Here is a 15,519-nt window from a genome sequence, read left to right on the forward strand (position 1 = left end):
CACAAACAGACACTTTAACCCTGAGAGATGTCAAGATCTAAATAGAGACGTAACTGCACTGCCCAGAAATCTCTATGCCAGAACTTCGAGTCTCGATCGCTCAGCACTACCACGAGCGGACCAAATACGATCCGCAAACCCTTGCCAGTAAAAGCCATCGCTTGGATTGGGAGAGTCAGCCTGTTCCGTTTAAGGAATACAAGATCGGCACTACCTTCGATCTCAAGCCTTATTTAACTGACCCACAAGAAGTCTTGGCTGAAGATGCAGAGACTGCTTGGTGGCAACGGTTGTCGCGCCTGCTATTTTGCAGCTACGGCTTAACAGGCATGATTCCCACAACCGGAAGTCCAGTTTATTTACGGGCTGCGCCTTCAGCGGGGGGTCTGTATCCGGCAGAAGTGTATTTAGTTTCCCGTGGGACCCCATTCCTACCCGCTGGGTTGTATAACTATCAGTCTAAAAATCACTCGCTGTGGCATTTCTGGGACAGCAATGTTTGGCAGAAATTGCAATCGGCTTGCTTTTGGCACCCTATTTTAGATGACACGCAGATGGCTTTGGTCACGACTGCGGTGTTTGCTCGCTCGGCATGGCGCTATCAGGACCGCGCCTACCGCCGCATTTTTTTGGATGCTGGGCACTTGCTGGGCAACATTGAGTTAGCCTGCGCTCTCAATGACTATCGACCGCATTTGATTGGTGGATTTGCTGACGAGGCGCTTAATCAGTTGCTCTACCTCGATCCGGACCAAGAAGGAGCGATCGCAGTGATTCCGGTGGCCGATTTGCTAGAAGTGCAAGAAAATCTGCCACTTTCGGTAACAGCCTTACCTTCGGCGACTCAGACCGAGTATCCCAGCATTCCTGATGGAGAATTGCTGAGCTATTTCCATCAAGCTACTCAGATTCAGCCAAACGCAGCCTTCAAAAAGATCCCCAAAATACCACCACGTACCAATCGAGAAAAGGCTCAGTCGGATCAATACAATTTTCCGTTTTGCCTAAAAGTTTCTACGCTGTCCCAGCCGATTGTTTGGGGAGAGAACTTAGGGGCTATGCAAGAGACCATGCTCCGCCGTCGTTCTACCCGCGCCTACAGCGGAGAGTCAATTACCCTAGCAGAATTGAAAGCGTTGCTGGACTTTACTTACCAGCCTGAGCACTATATTGAACAGGGATTGGATGGGTATCCAGACTATTTTGTTTTGAACTCGATTCAGACCTTTATTGCAGTTTCTGGTGTGATTGGCTTAGAAGAAGGCTGCTACTACTACGCCCCCCACTCTCAGGAATTACGACAAATCCGCTTCAAAAACTTCCGGCGAGAACTGCACTACTTATGCTTGGGGCAAGATTTGGGTCGTGATGCCGCAGCAGTGGTGTTTCATACGGCGGACCTGAGAACTGCGGTGGCTCAATATGGCGATCGCGTCTACCGCTACCTCCACATGGATGCGGGACACTTGGGGCAGAAACTCAACCTGGCTGGCATCCATCTGGGTTTGGGTGTCAGTGGCATTGGTGGCTTCTTTGATAATCAGGTGAATGAAGTGTTAGGCATTCCGGTGGATGAAGCCGTTCTCTATATCACCACCCTGGGTCGCCCCCGCTAGCTGTTGGCTATTCTGGTTGCCTAGTCTGAATGGCCACAGGCATCTTCGTATTGGTAGGCTTCAATGCGGACAGCACAGCGATCGTACTGCCAACGAGTTAGTCTGAGTGAGTTTGCTTGGGAGCTAATCACGACCACAGAAGCATAGTCAGGCCCAACGCCAAAGACTTTGGTTGCAGAGCGACTTGGATTAGATTTAGCAGTTGTCTTCACTGTAACTAGACCAACTTTCGAGGGACTATCAAGGGCGATCGCTACATCCTTTTGCTCGCCCGATTGCAGCTCCAATCCTTTCGGCTGAGCTTGATTGATCGTCACTTGGACAGGCTCAGGCATGAGATTCACCAGTCTTACTGTAGGTTCAGGACGACTCAGCTTGTCATTCAGCACTAGCCCTTGGAGTACCTGGCCTTTCTGAAATAGAGCTACGGTATAAAACTGCTCAGCTTCTAAATTAAAGCTCTGTTTTGGCTGAGACTCTGGCTGAGACGAGATGGAATTGAGGGAGAGGGCGTACTTTCCCGCAGGAATACGTTGGGATGGAATGATTTGCTCTGGAGAGTAAGAGGCATGAATCGGTTGCTGGTTTAAGTGCAACGTCTTGACGGTTGGTTTAGCATCCAGTAGCCAGTAGTTCACGTAAGCCAAGTTCTCGGCTTTAGATGGCATCGCTAGTCCCACCCCAGTCGCGAGGACTGATAGCAGCATCCAGCCTTGATGATGAAGTGACATTGATGATTCTCCTAACCCTTGATGCTAAACAACTGCCAATGAGCGCGATCGTTAAAAAATTAAAGCAATTTCGTGCCAGTCTCTATGCGCTTTACCCTCAGCATCTAGAACCAACAACGCAGTAATTTTTGCTAAAAATTGCCTGATTCAAGGACAATTTCGCTGATTTTTCGGCAAGAGAATGTAGCTAAGCTTACAAATAATACGGATGAGGGAAGCTATGGTACGGCTGAAGTCGTCAAGTGAGGCGTGAGCGGGATGGTGAGGCAAAACCACACCTGGTTATTGGCTGGATTGGTTCTAGGTATTTGGAGTTCCAACTCCCCCGCTTGGGCAAAAGAGTATCTGCTTAAATCCACCCCGGAAACTGTAATTTGGGGACGTTTGTATGGCAAGACGGCTAAGCCTGCTCTACGTATTCGATCCGGAGACACTGTAACGATTGAGACCGTCTCCCATGAAGGCATTTTAGAAGACCAGTCACGGGATGGCACGGCTGCTGGAGCCATTGAGTTTTTGACTCAAAAAGGAGTACCCGAAAAAGAGATTCTGCAAGATCAACTAACTATCCGAGCGAACGTCCCTCATGATGGCAAAGGGCCTCATGTCGTGACTGGGCCTATTTATGTTGAAGGAGCCATGCCCGGAGATGTCTTGCAGATTGAAACTCTCAAGATTGAGCACCGTGCCTCCTATGGGTTTGTGAGTAGCCGTAAGGGTAAAGGTGCACTACCCGGAGAATATCCTGTAGGGGATAAGGTTGCTGATAGCAAATACATCAAAATCGTGACCGATCCCCAAGCCGTTCAGGCGATTCTCAGAACGCGCAAAGGACAGACTGCCTCTCCACTCCAGTACGCCAATTTCAAGCGAGAAGGAATTACCGGATTAGGAATCCTGAAACCTGACACGCCTGGTTCGCCTTCCTATGAAATTCCCTTAAAACCATTCATGGGGCTAATTGGTGTCGCTCCTGAAAATGATGCTGAAACCGTAAACTCTGTGCCTCCAGGCCGTTATGGTGGCAATATTGACCTGAATTTAATCACAGCGGGAACTACGCTATATCTCCCTGTGCAAGTTCCTGGTGCCCTGATGTATACGGGTGATCCTCACTGTGCTCAAGGAGATGGAGAGGTTGCTTTAACCGCGATCGAGTGTTCTCTAAAGCCAACATTTCGGATTACTCTACGCAAAGATCTTGCTGCTAAGAAAACATTTACCGCACCGTTCCTAGAAACTCCGATCGCCTTTGTTCCGATTGGGCTGAATCAAGATTTGGATGAAGCGATGAAGGATGCAGTGCGTAAAAGCCTGACTTTTATCACAGAAGTTACACCCCTCAATGGGCAAGAAGCTTTACAACTGAGCAGTGCCGCAGTAGATTTTGAGGTCACTCAAGTTGTGGATATCGTCAAGGGAATTCATGGAGTGATCATGAAAGATCTGATCAAGGTGAATCGAGTTAAATAACCCGCAGAGTCGCACCCCACGCTCCAGGGCCTAAATAGGAGCAAACAACTAACAGCAAACATTAAATCTGCTTTGAATATCCCAGCTCAGTCACTTTGGATATTCAAAGCAGATTTATTTTGACTGATACCTAAGAGTCTCACTTCAACTACCCGAACTTCAGCCTCCAAAACTATCTCTGAAAAGCCGGGCGACTTTAGATCAGGCTATCGCTAGATGTATGAAGGGCATCTTCTAACAAATGCTACTGATATACGACTGGCCTGGAACGGAGGAATAATTTGGATCTTGAGACAGTATTGGAATATACGTCTGATGCAGTTACCGAACTAGATAAAGACTGGAACTATACCTGCGTTAACTATAGTGCGGAACTCCTGCTGCGGCGTAAACGAGCTGAGTTGCTGGGTCGCTCTCTGTGGGAGGTTTTTCCCGAACTGCTTAATACACCAGCAGAAGCAGAACTAAGACGCGCCATCACAGGTTCTATTGCTGTCAAATTTGAGTTGTTTCTTCCAGGGTTGTATGCGTGGCACGAAGTGCGGGCTGTCCCCACTGAACAGGGGTTAATCCTATTCAGCCGCGACATCTCAGATCGCATTCGTGTGCTCCGAGAGGAAGCAGTACGGGCGGAAATTCGGAATATGCTCGAATATGCCCCCGTACCTATCTGTATTATGCGAGGGCAAGAGCATCGAATTGAGATCCATAACCGCAGCTTCCAGCAACTAATTGGCGCTCGCAACTTTGAAGGTCTAACGATGCGAAATGCCTTTCGGGAACTGGAAGCACAGGGCTTCTTTGAGCTGCTAGATCAGGTATATGCCACCGGCGAGACCTACGAGGGCAAGGAATTGCTAGTCCGCTACGATCGCCATGGCACCGGGGAAATGTATGAGGGTTATTTCAATGTCATTTACCAGCCCCTCTTAGATACCACTGGGCAAGTCTGCGGGATTTTAAGCCTCAATATTGAGGTGACCAAAGAAGTGCTGGAACGGCAGCGTGTTGCCCGGATTGCCACAGAGCGAGATGCCATTCTGCAACAACTGATTGAGGGAGTCATTGTCACAGATGCCGAGGGACGTATCACCTTTGTCAACGAGGCAGCCTCTCGGCTCCACGGAGTTGCCAAGTTAGATGTACTGCCTGAAGGCTATACCGATACGTATCACCTTTATACAGTGGATGGTAAACCCTACCCTCCAGCAGAACTCCCCCTGAGCCGCGCTGCACTGCGAGACGAGATCGTGACTGAAGCTCGCTGGCGCATCCGGCGACTGGATGGGACGGAGGTGCTGGTAGAAGGGAATGCCCGACCCATTTATGATGAGCAGAGTAGAAAAATTGCCGCAGTACTCACTCTTCGGGAATTAGCGGCTAAATACTGAAATGCTACTTAATCGGGACTGCTTGATGCAGGCGATCGCGGTTAAGCAATAGCACGCTAAAAATATTTCTAATTTAAAAGCTGGTGACAAGACTCGAACTTGCGACCGGCTGATTACAAATCAGCTGCTCTACCAACTGAGCTACACCAGCACATTGGCTAAAAGTCAGTATATCAAATTCTGCAACACTCCTCACTCCAAATTTAATTGAATTGAAAATCAGCGATCGCTTCATCCCCTGACAATTTATTTGCGTTTTTGCAAATCTCTCGGTACTATCTATGTTCAGATGGAAATCCGGTATCCCGACCGACTAAGTGGGGTTTGAAAGGAGATTAAAGGTTATGGGTCTGTGGCAACGTGGCTCGAAACGACGAGAAGAGCCAGCTCAACGGGTAATTAGTAATGCGCTCAAGTTCTGGACCAACATACTGCGTTGCTGCGGCCCGCAAATGTTCAATGGGTTGAAATTCAGCTCCCTGAGAGGCTTTGTCTCACTGTTCCTAGTCGGCATGACTTTGAGTGTAACGATCGCCGCTTGCTCTGGCGATGGTGGCAACACTACTACTGCTAGCTCTCCAGGTGCTACAGGTGGGAGTGCTGCCAAAAAAGAAGTTGAACTGACTCTAGTTTCTTTTGCCGTCACCAAAGCCGCCCACGACAAAATTATTCCTAAGTTTGTGGAGAAGTGGCAGAAAGAACACAACCAAACTGTGGTTTTCAAGCCCAGCTACGGTGGCTCTGGTTCCCAAACCCGCGCTGTGATCGATGGCTTACCAGCAGATGTGGTGCATCTAGCCCTCGGCTTTGATGTGCAAAAGATTGAAAAGGCTGGACTAATCGAGGCGGGTTGGGACAAAGAAGCCCCTAACGATGCTGTCGCTAGCCGTTCTGTCGCCGCGATCGTCACTCGCGAAGGCAATCCCAAAGGCATTAAGGATTGGACAGATCTCGGTAAGGATGGCATAAGCTTCGTCACCGCTGACCCCAAAACTTCCGGTGGTGCCCGTTGGAACTTCTTGGCGCTGTGGAATGCTGCTGTGAAGTCAGGTGCGGATGATGCCAAAGCCCAAGAATTTGTGGCTAAAGCCTATAAAAATGTGCCTGTTTTGCCCAGAGATGCGCGGGAAGCCAGCGACATCTTTTTCAAGCAGGGCCAAGGAGATGCCTTGATCAACTATGAGAACGAAATTCTCTTAGCCGCTGAAAACGGCGAAAAACTCCCCTTCGTCATCCCCGCAGTCAACGTCTCGATTGACAACCCAGTGGCAGTAGTCGACAAGAACGTAGACAAGCACGGGACTCGCGAAGTTGCAGAAGCCTTTGTGCAGTATCTATTCTCTCCAGAAGCCCAGCAAGAATTTGCCAATACAGGTTTCCGTCTGAGCGACCTCAATGGTGCCCAAGCGAAATCTCTGGAAAGCAAGTATCCCCAAGTGAAAGATTTGGCCACTGTAAAAGATTACGGCGGCTGGAGCGAAGTCCAGAAGAAATTCTTTGATGATGGTGCTATCTTCGACCAGATTCAAGGCAAATAGGTAGTAGTCACTCGCTGACTCTCCTCTCTGTGCGGGCGATCGGGGCAGGCTTTTGGGATACTTGATGAGTTCAAGATCAACGGCTAAAAGCATCTGCCCCGATTTATTTTTGATCTCCTAGCTTGACCTAGGCTGCTGTCTTTAAATTGCTCTATGGCTGTCTCAACTATTTCTCCATCTGCTTCCCCCCAACCTAAAAATCCGGTTCAACGGCTCTTAGGGTTGTCTTGGCCTTGGCGGATCACGCTGGGGTATCTCACAATTATGCTGTTGTTGCCTGTGGCAGCGCTGATTGCTAAGGCAAGTACCGAAAAACCTGCTGACTTCTGGCGAATTGCGACTAGCCCTGTCGCCTTGGCTACCTATAACGTCACCTTTGTCACAGCTTTGATTGCAGCCCTGATCAATGCCGTTTTTGGGGTTTTAATTGCCTGGGTTTTGGTTCGCTACGACTTTCCCTTCAAACGCATCATTGATGCCGCGATCGATTTACCCTTTGCCCTGCCTACCTCAGTAGCAGGTTTGACTCTAGCCACAGTTTATAGCGACAACGGCTGGATCGGTTCGTTGCTAGCGCCTTTTGGCATTAAGGTCGCCTTTACTCGATTGGGGGTAGCGGTGGCGATGATCTTTATCTCCCTACCGTTTGTGGTGCGGACTCTCCAGCCTGTATTGCAGGATATGGAGAAGGAAGTAGAAGAAGCTTCTTGGTCTTTAGGCGCTTCTCAGTTCCAAACCTTCCGACGGGTGGTATTGCCGCCTTTAATGCCAGCGATTTTGACTGGCGTGGCGTTGGGCTTCTCCCGAGCAGTTGGTGAGTATGGCTCTGTAGTCATTGTGGCTTCTAACGTCCCGTTCAAAGACTTGATTGCCTCCGTGCTGATTATTCAACGCCTGGAGCAATACGACTATTCGGGTGCCACTGTGATTGGCACAGTTCTGTTGGGCATTTCGCTCCTAATTCTTTTGGCGATTAATTTATTGCAAGCTTGGGGACGGCGGTATGAGCTCTAGTTTGGCAGGTAAATCCTTTAATCCTGAAATCTCCCAGCCGAAAGCTCCAACTCCAACTCAGCAAAGAACTTGGGTGAAGGGAGTTTTAATTGGCATTGCGCTCTTTTACTTAGCGTTGGTCTTGTTTATTCCCGCTTTCAACGTCTTCATGCAAGCGTTTAAGGATGGAGTAGGGCCGTTTTTAGGCAACTTGACGGAGCGCAATTTCCTCCATGCTGCCAAGCTCACGCTTTTAATTGCGCTGATTGTCGTGCCCATCAATACGGTGTTTGGGCTTTGTGCGGCTTGGGTGATTGCCCGCAACCAGTTTCGGGGACGCACTTTTCTCATTAGCTTGCTGGATGTGCCCTTTGCGGTTTCTCCAGTCGTAGCGGGCCTCATGATTGTGTTGCTCTACGGACGCAATGGCTGGTTTGGCTCTTGGCTAGAATCGGGCAATATCAAAATTATTTTCGCCATGCCTGCGATGGTGCTAGCCAGTGCCTTTATTACCCTGCCTTTTGTCGCTCGTGAAGTGATTCCAGTTCTGGAAGAGGCAGGCAGTGACCAAGAGGAAGCAGGCAGAACTTTAGGCGCTAATGATTGGCAGATTTTCTGGCGAGTCACGATTCCTAATATTCGCTGGGGCTTGCTCTACGGCGTGATTTTGACCAATGCCAGAGTCATGGGCGAGTTTGGGGCGGTTTCTGTGGTGTCGGGCAACATTGCTGGCCAAACTCAAACCCTGCCCCTGTTTGTGGAAGAAGCGTATAAGCAATACGCTACGCAATCGGCCTTTTCTGCGGCAGTTTTGCTCGCTTTTCTGGCGGTTGTGACTTTGATACTGAAGGAAATTTTGGAACGTAAAACCAAAATCAAAGATATTGAATAGGAGGCAGATCATGTTGACGGATGACAGCGATCGCTATGCTCCCCTAAAGCGCGAAAACCAAGAAGCAACGGCTCTTGACGCATCCCAGCCATCGGGACAGGACTCTGCTGCGGATCATAGATACACTCAAACCCGCATTAGAATTCGTATCCCTAAGAACTACCATCAAGAACCTGTGATTTCTCGCTTAATCTCTCAGCATGGCCTCACGGTCAACATTACAGCGGCTCTGCTGGGGGCGAACGCGCGAGATGATGGCTGGTTTGACCTAGAACTTCAAGGCACCGCTGCCCAAATTGATAGTGCCTTGCTCTACTTAAATGAGCTAGACCTGGAAATTTGGCATGATTCGAGTGCTCAAGAGGATGGTTGGTGATGCGGGCACCCATGCTGGAGCAAGAGCGGTCTAGCGGGATTGAGAAACCCCAGACAGTGCTCGGTGCTAGGCGATCGCGTCTGCCTCGATGCACTGAAAGCGCAACCCAAGTTCGCATCAAATTGCGGATTCCAGCCCAACGTCGTCAAGAACCAATTATTTCTCACCTGACAGCCCAGCATGGCCTCAGCGTTAACATTACTGCGGCTCGACTCAGCCCCAACCCTCAAGAAGATGGCTGGTTCGACCTAGAACTGCGGGGGACTCCTCAGCAACTTCAGCAAGCGTTAGCCTATCTGCAATCCCTGAGCATCACAATTTGGGGTAAACCCAATCCAGATGGAGACGGTTGGTTGTGAGGGATAGGAACTAGGAGACAGGAGACAAAAAAGCAGGGTAGAACTGAAATCAATTCGTTCTACCCTGCTTTTTTGCTTTTTCTCTTCGTCGTGGTTGAGAACCACCACTAGGCCATATTGTTCTCGATCGCCCAGCGTGCTAACTCTGTGCGGTTGTGTAAACCTGTTTTGCCTAGCATGTTGCTGACGTGACTTTCAATCGTGCGTTGACTAACGTTTAATTCGTCAGCGATTTCCCGATTGGCCATCCCACGGGCCACAAACTGCACTACCTTTAACTCGGTTGGAGTCAGCTCGACATCAAAGGGTACCTGGATTTTGGGGCCATTATCCACGCCCTTGGTTTGATGCTGCATCATCCGGGATGCTTGCTTCAGCGAGGACTCCACCTGAGCCACCAATTCCTCAGGCTCAAAGGGTTTGACCATGTAGACATCGGCTCCAGTGTTTAACCCTTTGACGCGGTCTTGGCTTTGTCCCTTGGCTGATAAGAATAGAACTGGAATCCAGCTAGTGCGAGAGTCTTCCCTCACATGCTTTACGAGTGAATAGCCGTCCATCTCTGGCATCATCACATCGCAAATAATCATGTCTGGAATATCTTGCTCCAGAATTTCTAGCGCTTCACGGCCATTTTCTGCTGTTACTACTTCATACCCGCGGAATTCCAGGTAATCCTTAACTAACAGAATTAAATTAGGGTCGTCATCAATTAGCAGTAGCCGTTTATGATCTCCCACGCTCGCTTCCTTCATGCTTTGTCACTCGCCATGCCTGGATTAATTAAAGTTTGTAGATAGAACTTTTTGTATTGTTGTCACATTCTACTAGACCTGTCACTGTCTGCTACGTATCCCTTCATTAATATAGTGCCTGATCAGGAATTGACAGTTAGTCTAGTAGGTTGCTGACTTCATCAATTATTTACCTACTTTAAGAATGGCAGGTGATTTTGGCAGCAGACTTAACAAGTTTTTTCATTATCAAAGTATCGTTGGCAAAATAGGCTTAATTCGAGTTGATTAGTATTTTTTAACAAGAGTAGCCATCGGTGCTTTGAAGCGAGAAATAACCTTAGGTTCGCTTAATCGTTAAGCCATGATGCTAGCGGTTTTTCCTCTACACAAAGTTAGAGTTGCGATCGCTCAATCATGCGCTACTGCCAGGGTTTCAGCGGCTGCATCACCAACTTTTAGGTCGATTGTAGTGGTGGTCTCGGACGAATCCGGCAACGGATGAGTCAAAAAGGCAAATTCTGACACAATTTGATTGCCAATCAAGTGTTCTTGAATAATGCGTTCAATCACTTCTGGCGTGGCGCTATGGTACCAAACTCCATCCGGATAGACGACTAAGATGGGGCCTTGCTGACAAACGCGCAGGCAGTTGGCTTTGGTCCGAAAGACGTAAGGAGATGCAGTCGAGGTTGAATCCGCGATCGCCTCCTTAGAAATCGCCCCAGCAGCAGGAGCGGTGTCGAGCTTCAGTTCCTTCAAGCGCCGCTTGAGATAGTCCCAGGATGCTAAGCTCAATTGCTTGTCGCAGCACTTGGGCACCGTTTGGTCGGCACAAATAAAGACATGCCGCTGGATTTGGTCGAGCTTTAGGGCTTGAGCACAACTGGCAAGAGAGTTGCAATCAGGAGAAGCACTAGCGCTCATGACTCCTCAGGCTCTTGCCGGACGCGACGGATGGGCAAGTTAGCAATTAGAGCCGTGACTCGTTCATTGTTAGCCAGAGAAAATTCCAGACCTTCAGCGTCAATCTCAACGTAACGAGATACCACGTCTAGAATTTCTCGCCGCATTTGATCCATCGACTCAGGGCTAAGGTCAGCGCGATCGTGAGCCAAAACAAATTGCAGACGGCGCTTCACTTCTTGGCGGCTACTTTCGTTGCCTGGACGGGGAAATAAGCGTTCTAACAGTTCATTGATCATGGAGCTTGGGGAGGGTCAAGAGTCTGGCAAAAGCATGGAATAGAAAGAGAGGCTAAAGGCTAGCGATGCGGTAAATGCAATCTGAGTAAAAGCCTTGACCTAGGGAAAGCGGTTTAGAGAATCTTGGTGGAAAAAAATCTACGAATGCGGGAGAAAACGCTGCCGTTGTTGGGGGTGAGGTCTAAAAACTCTACAGTTTCGCCTTCTAAACGGCGGGCAATATTACTGAAAGCAGTGCCTGCGGTCGAAGGAGTCTCGGATAAAACTAAGGGTTCCCCTCGGTTGGTGGAAACGATCACCCGCTCGTCGTCGGGAATAATACCGATGAGGGGAATGGCCAGAATTTCTTGCACGTCTTGCACTGACATCATGTCATTGACCTGCACCATTGCAGGCTTCAGGCGATTGACGATCAGACGAATTTTCTTGACGTTATTGGCTTCGAGCAAGCCCACGACTCGATCTGCGTCTCGGACTGCGGCGATCTCTGGGGTGGTGACGATTAAAGCTTCTTGAGCGGCGGCGATCGCATTCTGGAAGCCCATCTCAATCCCAGCAGGGCTATCTACTAAAACGTAATCGTAAGCTTTAGCTAAGGCGCTAACCACCTGCTTCATCTGGTCAGGACTCACCGCGTCCTTGGTGCGGTTTTGGGCAGCGGGTAACAAGGCGAGACGGCTTTGGCGCTTATCTTTCACTAGCGCTTGCTCTAGCCGACATTCACCCGCCAACACTTCCACCGCTGTATAAACGATGCGATTTTCTAGGCCTAACAGCAAATCTAAATTTCTCAGGCCAAAATCTGCGTCCACAACCACAACTTTGCGACCTCGTTGAGCCAGGGCCATGCCCAAGTTGGCTGTGGTGGTGGTTTTGCCCACCCCTCCTTTTCCAGATGTAACAACAATAACGCGACTCATGAGGTGGTTAGACGAATGAACTTTACTTCAACTTTCAATTAACTTTAACTTAAACCGCATTTTCACCGAAATTAATTCAGCGAGACTTATTAATCGTCTGCGATCGCCGCTTCTAATGCACCAGAACCAATATCGGTGAAACTGACGCAGAACCTAGAATTCTTCATTCAACCATTCTCCCGTCAAAATGTCAGGAGGTTTGGCCTGACTGGACAGAGATCAGCAGTTGAGTTTTAGCGAAATCGGCAGAGCGGGCGATCCGTATTCCTTCGCTGGTAACATAAGCCACTTCTGGATAGTACTGGGCGGGTGGCTTTTCAGGAGCGCGAGCTAAAGACTCAGCAATCCGCAGTTGGGTCGGCTCCATTTGCAGCGCCATAATCCGACACTGGGTATTCCCACTCGCGCCCGCATGCGCCACACCCCGCAACCGCCCCCAAACCAAAATATCGCCGTCTGCAATCAGAGAACTGCCAGGGTTGATGTCTCCGAGCACCACAATCGTACCGGGATGGCGAATCTCGACCCCAGAACGCACCGTGGTCTGAATGTAGAGCGGATCAGCTAAGGCGGGCGGTGGAGTAGCAGTCGGTTGGCTGAGGTGAGCCACAGGAGCTTGTTGCTCAACTGAGTAGCCTGCGGTGGCTGCGGCAACAGCAGTTTGACGACGGCTTGTGGAGACCCGCTTGAGTTGCAGTTGCACTTCCAAGAGGGCATCGGCGATCGCTTGCAGTTGTCGCCCATCCAGTAAACGATCTCGTGCCATCAGATGCACAACGGTTCCGGGTTGCCAAAAGCGATCGCCTCCCGATAAGCGTTGCTTGAGTTGTTGCCACAAGTCCGCCCAAGTTAGCGCAGTCGGGGAAGGCGGATCTGTCGTCTCCGTTTCGGGAGGCAACATCAAAAGTAATTGCCCCTCTTCACTCTTAAACCGCACCTGGAGGTCTTTGATCAGAGGTTGTTCTGGAGCAGAAGCTGACTCTGTAGGCTGAGCAGCCGCATCGGGAGCGGCATCAGGAACTGCGTCACCAGCCGTAACAGAACTTTCCGCAGCAGACTCAGCAGGTGCCGTTGGATTGAGAGGTGTCGCTGTACTTGTGGTTGTGGCTCCGGCAGATGCAGGGTTAGGAGTTACAACTGCGTTGCTTTGAGTGGGGGCAGCAGATGGAGCAGCAATAGGATTGTTGGAGGAATCAGAGGTCATGCGAAACGTGCCTAAGCGGTTAGAACCTGAAACGATTCTGGGGGACTTTGCAGATTCATTTCCCCTCATGGAGAGGGTAGGACTGTATTTTAACTAGGTTTGTTGAGCCGACGATAAACCGTAGCTAAGGCATCGGCATCACCTACATTGCCAGGAAACAGCACCACAGGCAAGTTGGGGAAGAGAGGATGGTTGGCAGGAGTGCAAACCATTGAGCAGCCTGCCAGAACTTGGCCTAAGAGTCGAGCTGTGGGCAAGTTTAAGCCTGTACTCAGCACATCGTTGGAGGTAATGCCTCCTTTACTAATGAGAAAACCAATCTCACGAGGTAATCCTCGTACGACATCCATCAGCAACGCTGAAACGGCTGTACCAAAGTCTAGCCGTACCTGCACATCTTCAAAGGTGAGTTCTTGGCGACTGGTGTAAACCACGGGCGTTTTACCAGCATCATGAGCCTCACGGACTGCTTGCAACGTTTCGTCTAAGAGAGCGGCGCGGCTATCCGCATCACTATCTCTTAACCGAGCGACTGCCACCTCAACCCCCACAATGCCTGGTTCTTGCAGGAGTAGCTCTAACTGTTCCGTGGTTTTCTTAACATGAGAACCCACGATGACAGCACCTGACTTGCCATCTCTGGCGTACTGGGCCATATCTTCTGGCGCAGTGGGTTGGGGAGGTAGAGCAGCTAGCGCGGTGAGTAAACTGGCCGCACTACGAAACAAGAACCGCTTTCCTTCTGCCGCTACTGCCAAAATATCAGTCGCAAATTGATTTAAGTCAGCTTGGTTTTCTGCATCGACTACGCCGCATTGGTTATTGGTGAGTTGCAGCAAGCGATCGCGCACCCCAGCTTGAATGTCAGCGGTGAGGAAGCGCTCAACTTGATCAGCAGTAATGCGCCCTTGAGTTTTCTCCTCCACATAATCAGGCAAGTAGCTGTGGTGGTAAGCAAACACAGAGTCACGGGCAAATTCGGTTTCATGGACTGGAGTGGGCACGTCGTTCACCACCAGGTAATGGATGCTGTCTCGCGTGAATCTACCGCCCTCAAAGAAAGCAGGGACGAGAAAGTGAGCATCAAAAGGGCCAAGTTCTTCCGCGATCGCATCGGTTTCGACGGGGTAGTGACCACGTAGCGTGGAGTCAGAGCGACTAACAATTAGAAAATCTTGGATGGATTCGAGGGCGATCGCCTGCTTTAAGTTCTGGCAAGCTTCCCGCGTCACGATTGTGGCTTCTTCGGGTGACAAGGCACGAGTATTAGTCAGAACAAAAAAGATGGGAGACTCATCAGCTAAGCCGACCCGCAGCGTCTCTACATCCCAGCGAGTCAGGAGCAAACAGCTATGCACAGTCTGCGAACCCGTGGGGTCGTCATCTAGAACAATAATTTTGGGCTTGGTAGTCATGCTTAACTGAATCGCTGATTTTGCAACTTTTTCATTTCTGCTTGCACATCGACTGCGATGTCCAATGCCTGATTCAGCAATCGTCCATGCTCGCTGGCTTGATCATTAACTTGTAAAGTTGCTAGAGCTGTCAAGTTATTGTCAAATAAATCCGAATGACGAGCAATAAAGCGTTGATTTGTTCGCAAAATCCTTTCTGTTTTCAGCGCCCGAACTAAATCAGCTCTGGTCAGTCCCAAAGCCTCAATTACCTGCTCACGATTATTCAGAGCTACTTCTGAGTTGCCTGCCGCTTCAATTTGATCATTAATGTCGATCGCTTTGATCACCGCGTTGTAGCGATCGACATCCATCACTAGATTAATGAGATGACGATTTTTCTGACTAAAGAGAATCGTTTGCACATCATCTACAATCAGCCCTATCACCGCACTGAGATGCAGCGCGATTAGCAGAAAAGTGTGGTTGGCAAAGTTTAGGGCTAAAACCCAATAGCTGAGACCGAGGAGGGCGATCGCGAGCAGAGTCCTGAGAATTTCCCAACTCACTTGCCTTCTGGTGGGAGGAATCAGCAAGTCGCCGCGACGCATCCCACTTAGCCGCCGTAGCTCGCCTTTAGTAATCTCCAAGCTCTGTAAATCCGATCGCATCAGTCGATGCTCCTCGAAACCT

16 protein-coding genes and 1 tRNA gene are annotated in these 15,519 nt (G+C 49.7%); 8 read left to right on the forward strand and 9 right to left on the reverse strand.

Translation table 11 applies throughout. The features are described 5' to 3' along the window. The first annotated feature begins 74 nt into the window (after window positions 1–74). The gene (locus H6F90_RS05495) at window positions 75–1,616 is read left to right on the forward strand and encodes a SagB/ThcOx family dehydrogenase (RefSeq protein ID WP_190550923.1); all 1,542 of its coding nucleotides are present in this window, start codon (window positions 75–77) and stop codon (window positions 1,614–1,616) included. 20 nt (window positions 1,617–1,636) lie between these two features. Here the strand turns inward: H6F90_RS05495 and H6F90_RS05500 are convergent, their stop codons facing one another. Beyond that, window positions 1,637–2,347, reverse strand: coding sequence for a DUF4397 domain-containing protein (locus H6F90_RS05500; RefSeq protein WP_190550925.1), 711 nt, complete (start codon window positions 2,345–2,347; stop codon window positions 1,637–1,639). A 258-nt stretch (window positions 2,348–2,605) separates the two neighbouring features. Here H6F90_RS05500 and H6F90_RS05505 point away from each other — a divergent pair, with 258 nt between their 5' ends. Further along, on the forward strand, window positions 2,606–3,820 hold the full coding sequence (locus tag H6F90_RS05505) for an acetamidase/formamidase family protein (protein ID WP_190550927.1): 1,215 nt from the start codon (window positions 2,606–2,608) through the stop codon (window positions 3,818–3,820). Window positions 3,821–4,101: 281 nt separating this feature from the next. After that, entirely contained in the window at window positions 4,102–5,211 is a 1,110-nt protein-coding gene (locus H6F90_RS05510) for a PAS domain-containing protein (protein WP_190550929.1), read from the forward strand. 78 nt (window positions 5,212–5,289) lie between these two features. Here H6F90_RS05510 and H6F90_RS05515 read toward each other — a convergent pair. Further along, window positions 5,290–5,362, reverse strand: a tRNA-Thr gene (locus H6F90_RS05515). 193 nt (window positions 5,363–5,555) lie between these two features. Here H6F90_RS05515 and H6F90_RS05520 point away from each other — a divergent pair. The 5 genes from H6F90_RS05520 (at window position 5,556) to H6F90_RS05540 (ending at window position 9,369) form a co-directional block, all read left to right on the forward strand. Continuing rightward, a complete protein-coding gene (locus tag H6F90_RS05520; RefSeq protein WP_190550931.1) occupies window positions 5,556–6,749 on the forward strand; it encodes a sulfate ABC transporter substrate-binding protein in 1,194 nt (397 codons plus the stop codon). 153 nt (window positions 6,750–6,902) lie between these two features. After that, window positions 6,903–7,763, forward strand: coding sequence for a sulfate ABC transporter permease subunit CysT (cysT, locus tag H6F90_RS05525; RefSeq protein WP_190550933.1), 861 nt, complete (start codon window positions 6,903–6,905; stop codon window positions 7,761–7,763). Beyond that, on the forward strand, window positions 7,753–8,634 hold the full coding sequence (gene cysW, locus H6F90_RS05530) for a sulfate ABC transporter permease subunit CysW (RefSeq protein ID WP_190550935.1): 882 nt from the start codon (window positions 7,753–7,755) through the stop codon (window positions 8,632–8,634). The genes cysT and cysW overlap by 11 nt, the downstream gene beginning before the upstream one ends. A gap of 10 nt (window positions 8,635–8,644) precedes the next feature. Beyond that, window positions 8,645–9,010, forward strand: a complete 366-nt coding sequence (locus tag H6F90_RS05535; protein ID WP_190550937.1) for an NIL domain-containing protein — start codon at window positions 8,645–8,647, stop codon at window positions 9,008–9,010. Further along, complete coding sequence (locus H6F90_RS05540; protein WP_242024345.1) at window positions 9,010–9,369, forward strand: NIL domain-containing protein; 360 nt, start codon at window positions 9,010–9,012, stop codon at window positions 9,367–9,369. The genes H6F90_RS05535 and H6F90_RS05540 overlap by 1 nt, the downstream gene beginning before the upstream one ends. A 107-nt stretch (window positions 9,370–9,476) precedes the next feature. Here the strand turns inward: H6F90_RS05540 and H6F90_RS05545 are convergent, their stop codons facing one another. From H6F90_RS05545 to H6F90_RS05575, 7 genes are all read right to left on the reverse strand, one after another. Then, a complete protein-coding gene (locus H6F90_RS05545) occupies window positions 9,477–10,124 on the reverse strand; it encodes a response regulator transcription factor (RefSeq protein WP_190431100.1) in 648 nt (215 codons plus the stop codon). A 390-nt stretch (window positions 10,125–10,514) separates the two neighbouring features. Then, window positions 10,515–11,030, reverse strand: a complete 516-nt coding sequence (locus H6F90_RS05550; RefSeq protein ID WP_242024346.1) for a ferredoxin — start codon at window positions 11,028–11,030, stop codon at window positions 10,515–10,517. Further along, on the reverse strand, window positions 11,027–11,308 hold the full coding sequence (gene minE / locus H6F90_RS05555; RefSeq protein ID WP_190431102.1) for a cell division topological specificity factor MinE: 282 nt from the start codon (window positions 11,306–11,308) through the stop codon (window positions 11,027–11,029). The genes H6F90_RS05550 and minE overlap by 4 nt, the downstream gene beginning before the upstream one ends. A gap of 113 nt (window positions 11,309–11,421) precedes the next feature. Further along, window positions 11,422–12,228 carry a septum site-determining protein MinD gene (gene minD / locus H6F90_RS05560; protein ID WP_190431103.1) on the reverse strand — a complete coding sequence of 269 codons (807 nt, stop codon included), beginning with the start codon at window positions 12,226–12,228 and terminating at the stop codon, window positions 11,422–11,424. Window positions 12,229–12,418: 190 nt separating this feature from the next. Continuing rightward, complete coding sequence (gene minC, locus H6F90_RS05565) at window positions 12,419–13,432, reverse strand: septum site-determining protein MinC (RefSeq protein ID WP_190550939.1); 1,014 nt, start codon at window positions 13,430–13,432, stop codon at window positions 12,419–12,421. Window positions 13,433–13,521: 89 nt separating this feature from the next. Next, entirely contained in the window at window positions 13,522–14,847 is a 1,326-nt protein-coding gene (locus tag H6F90_RS05570; protein WP_190550941.1) for a four-carbon acid sugar kinase family protein, read from the reverse strand. Between the two features lie 2 nt (window positions 14,848–14,849). Next, window positions 14,850–15,497, reverse strand: a complete 648-nt coding sequence (locus H6F90_RS05575; RefSeq protein ID WP_190550943.1) for a hypothetical protein — start codon at window positions 15,495–15,497, stop codon at window positions 14,850–14,852. Window positions 15,498–15,519: the final 22 nt, after the last annotated feature.

Origin of the sequence: Trichocoleus sp. FACHB-591, assembly GCF_014695845.1 — a bacterium.
GTDB lineage: Bacteria > Cyanobacteriota > Cyanobacteriia > FACHB-46 > FACHB-46 > Trichocoleus.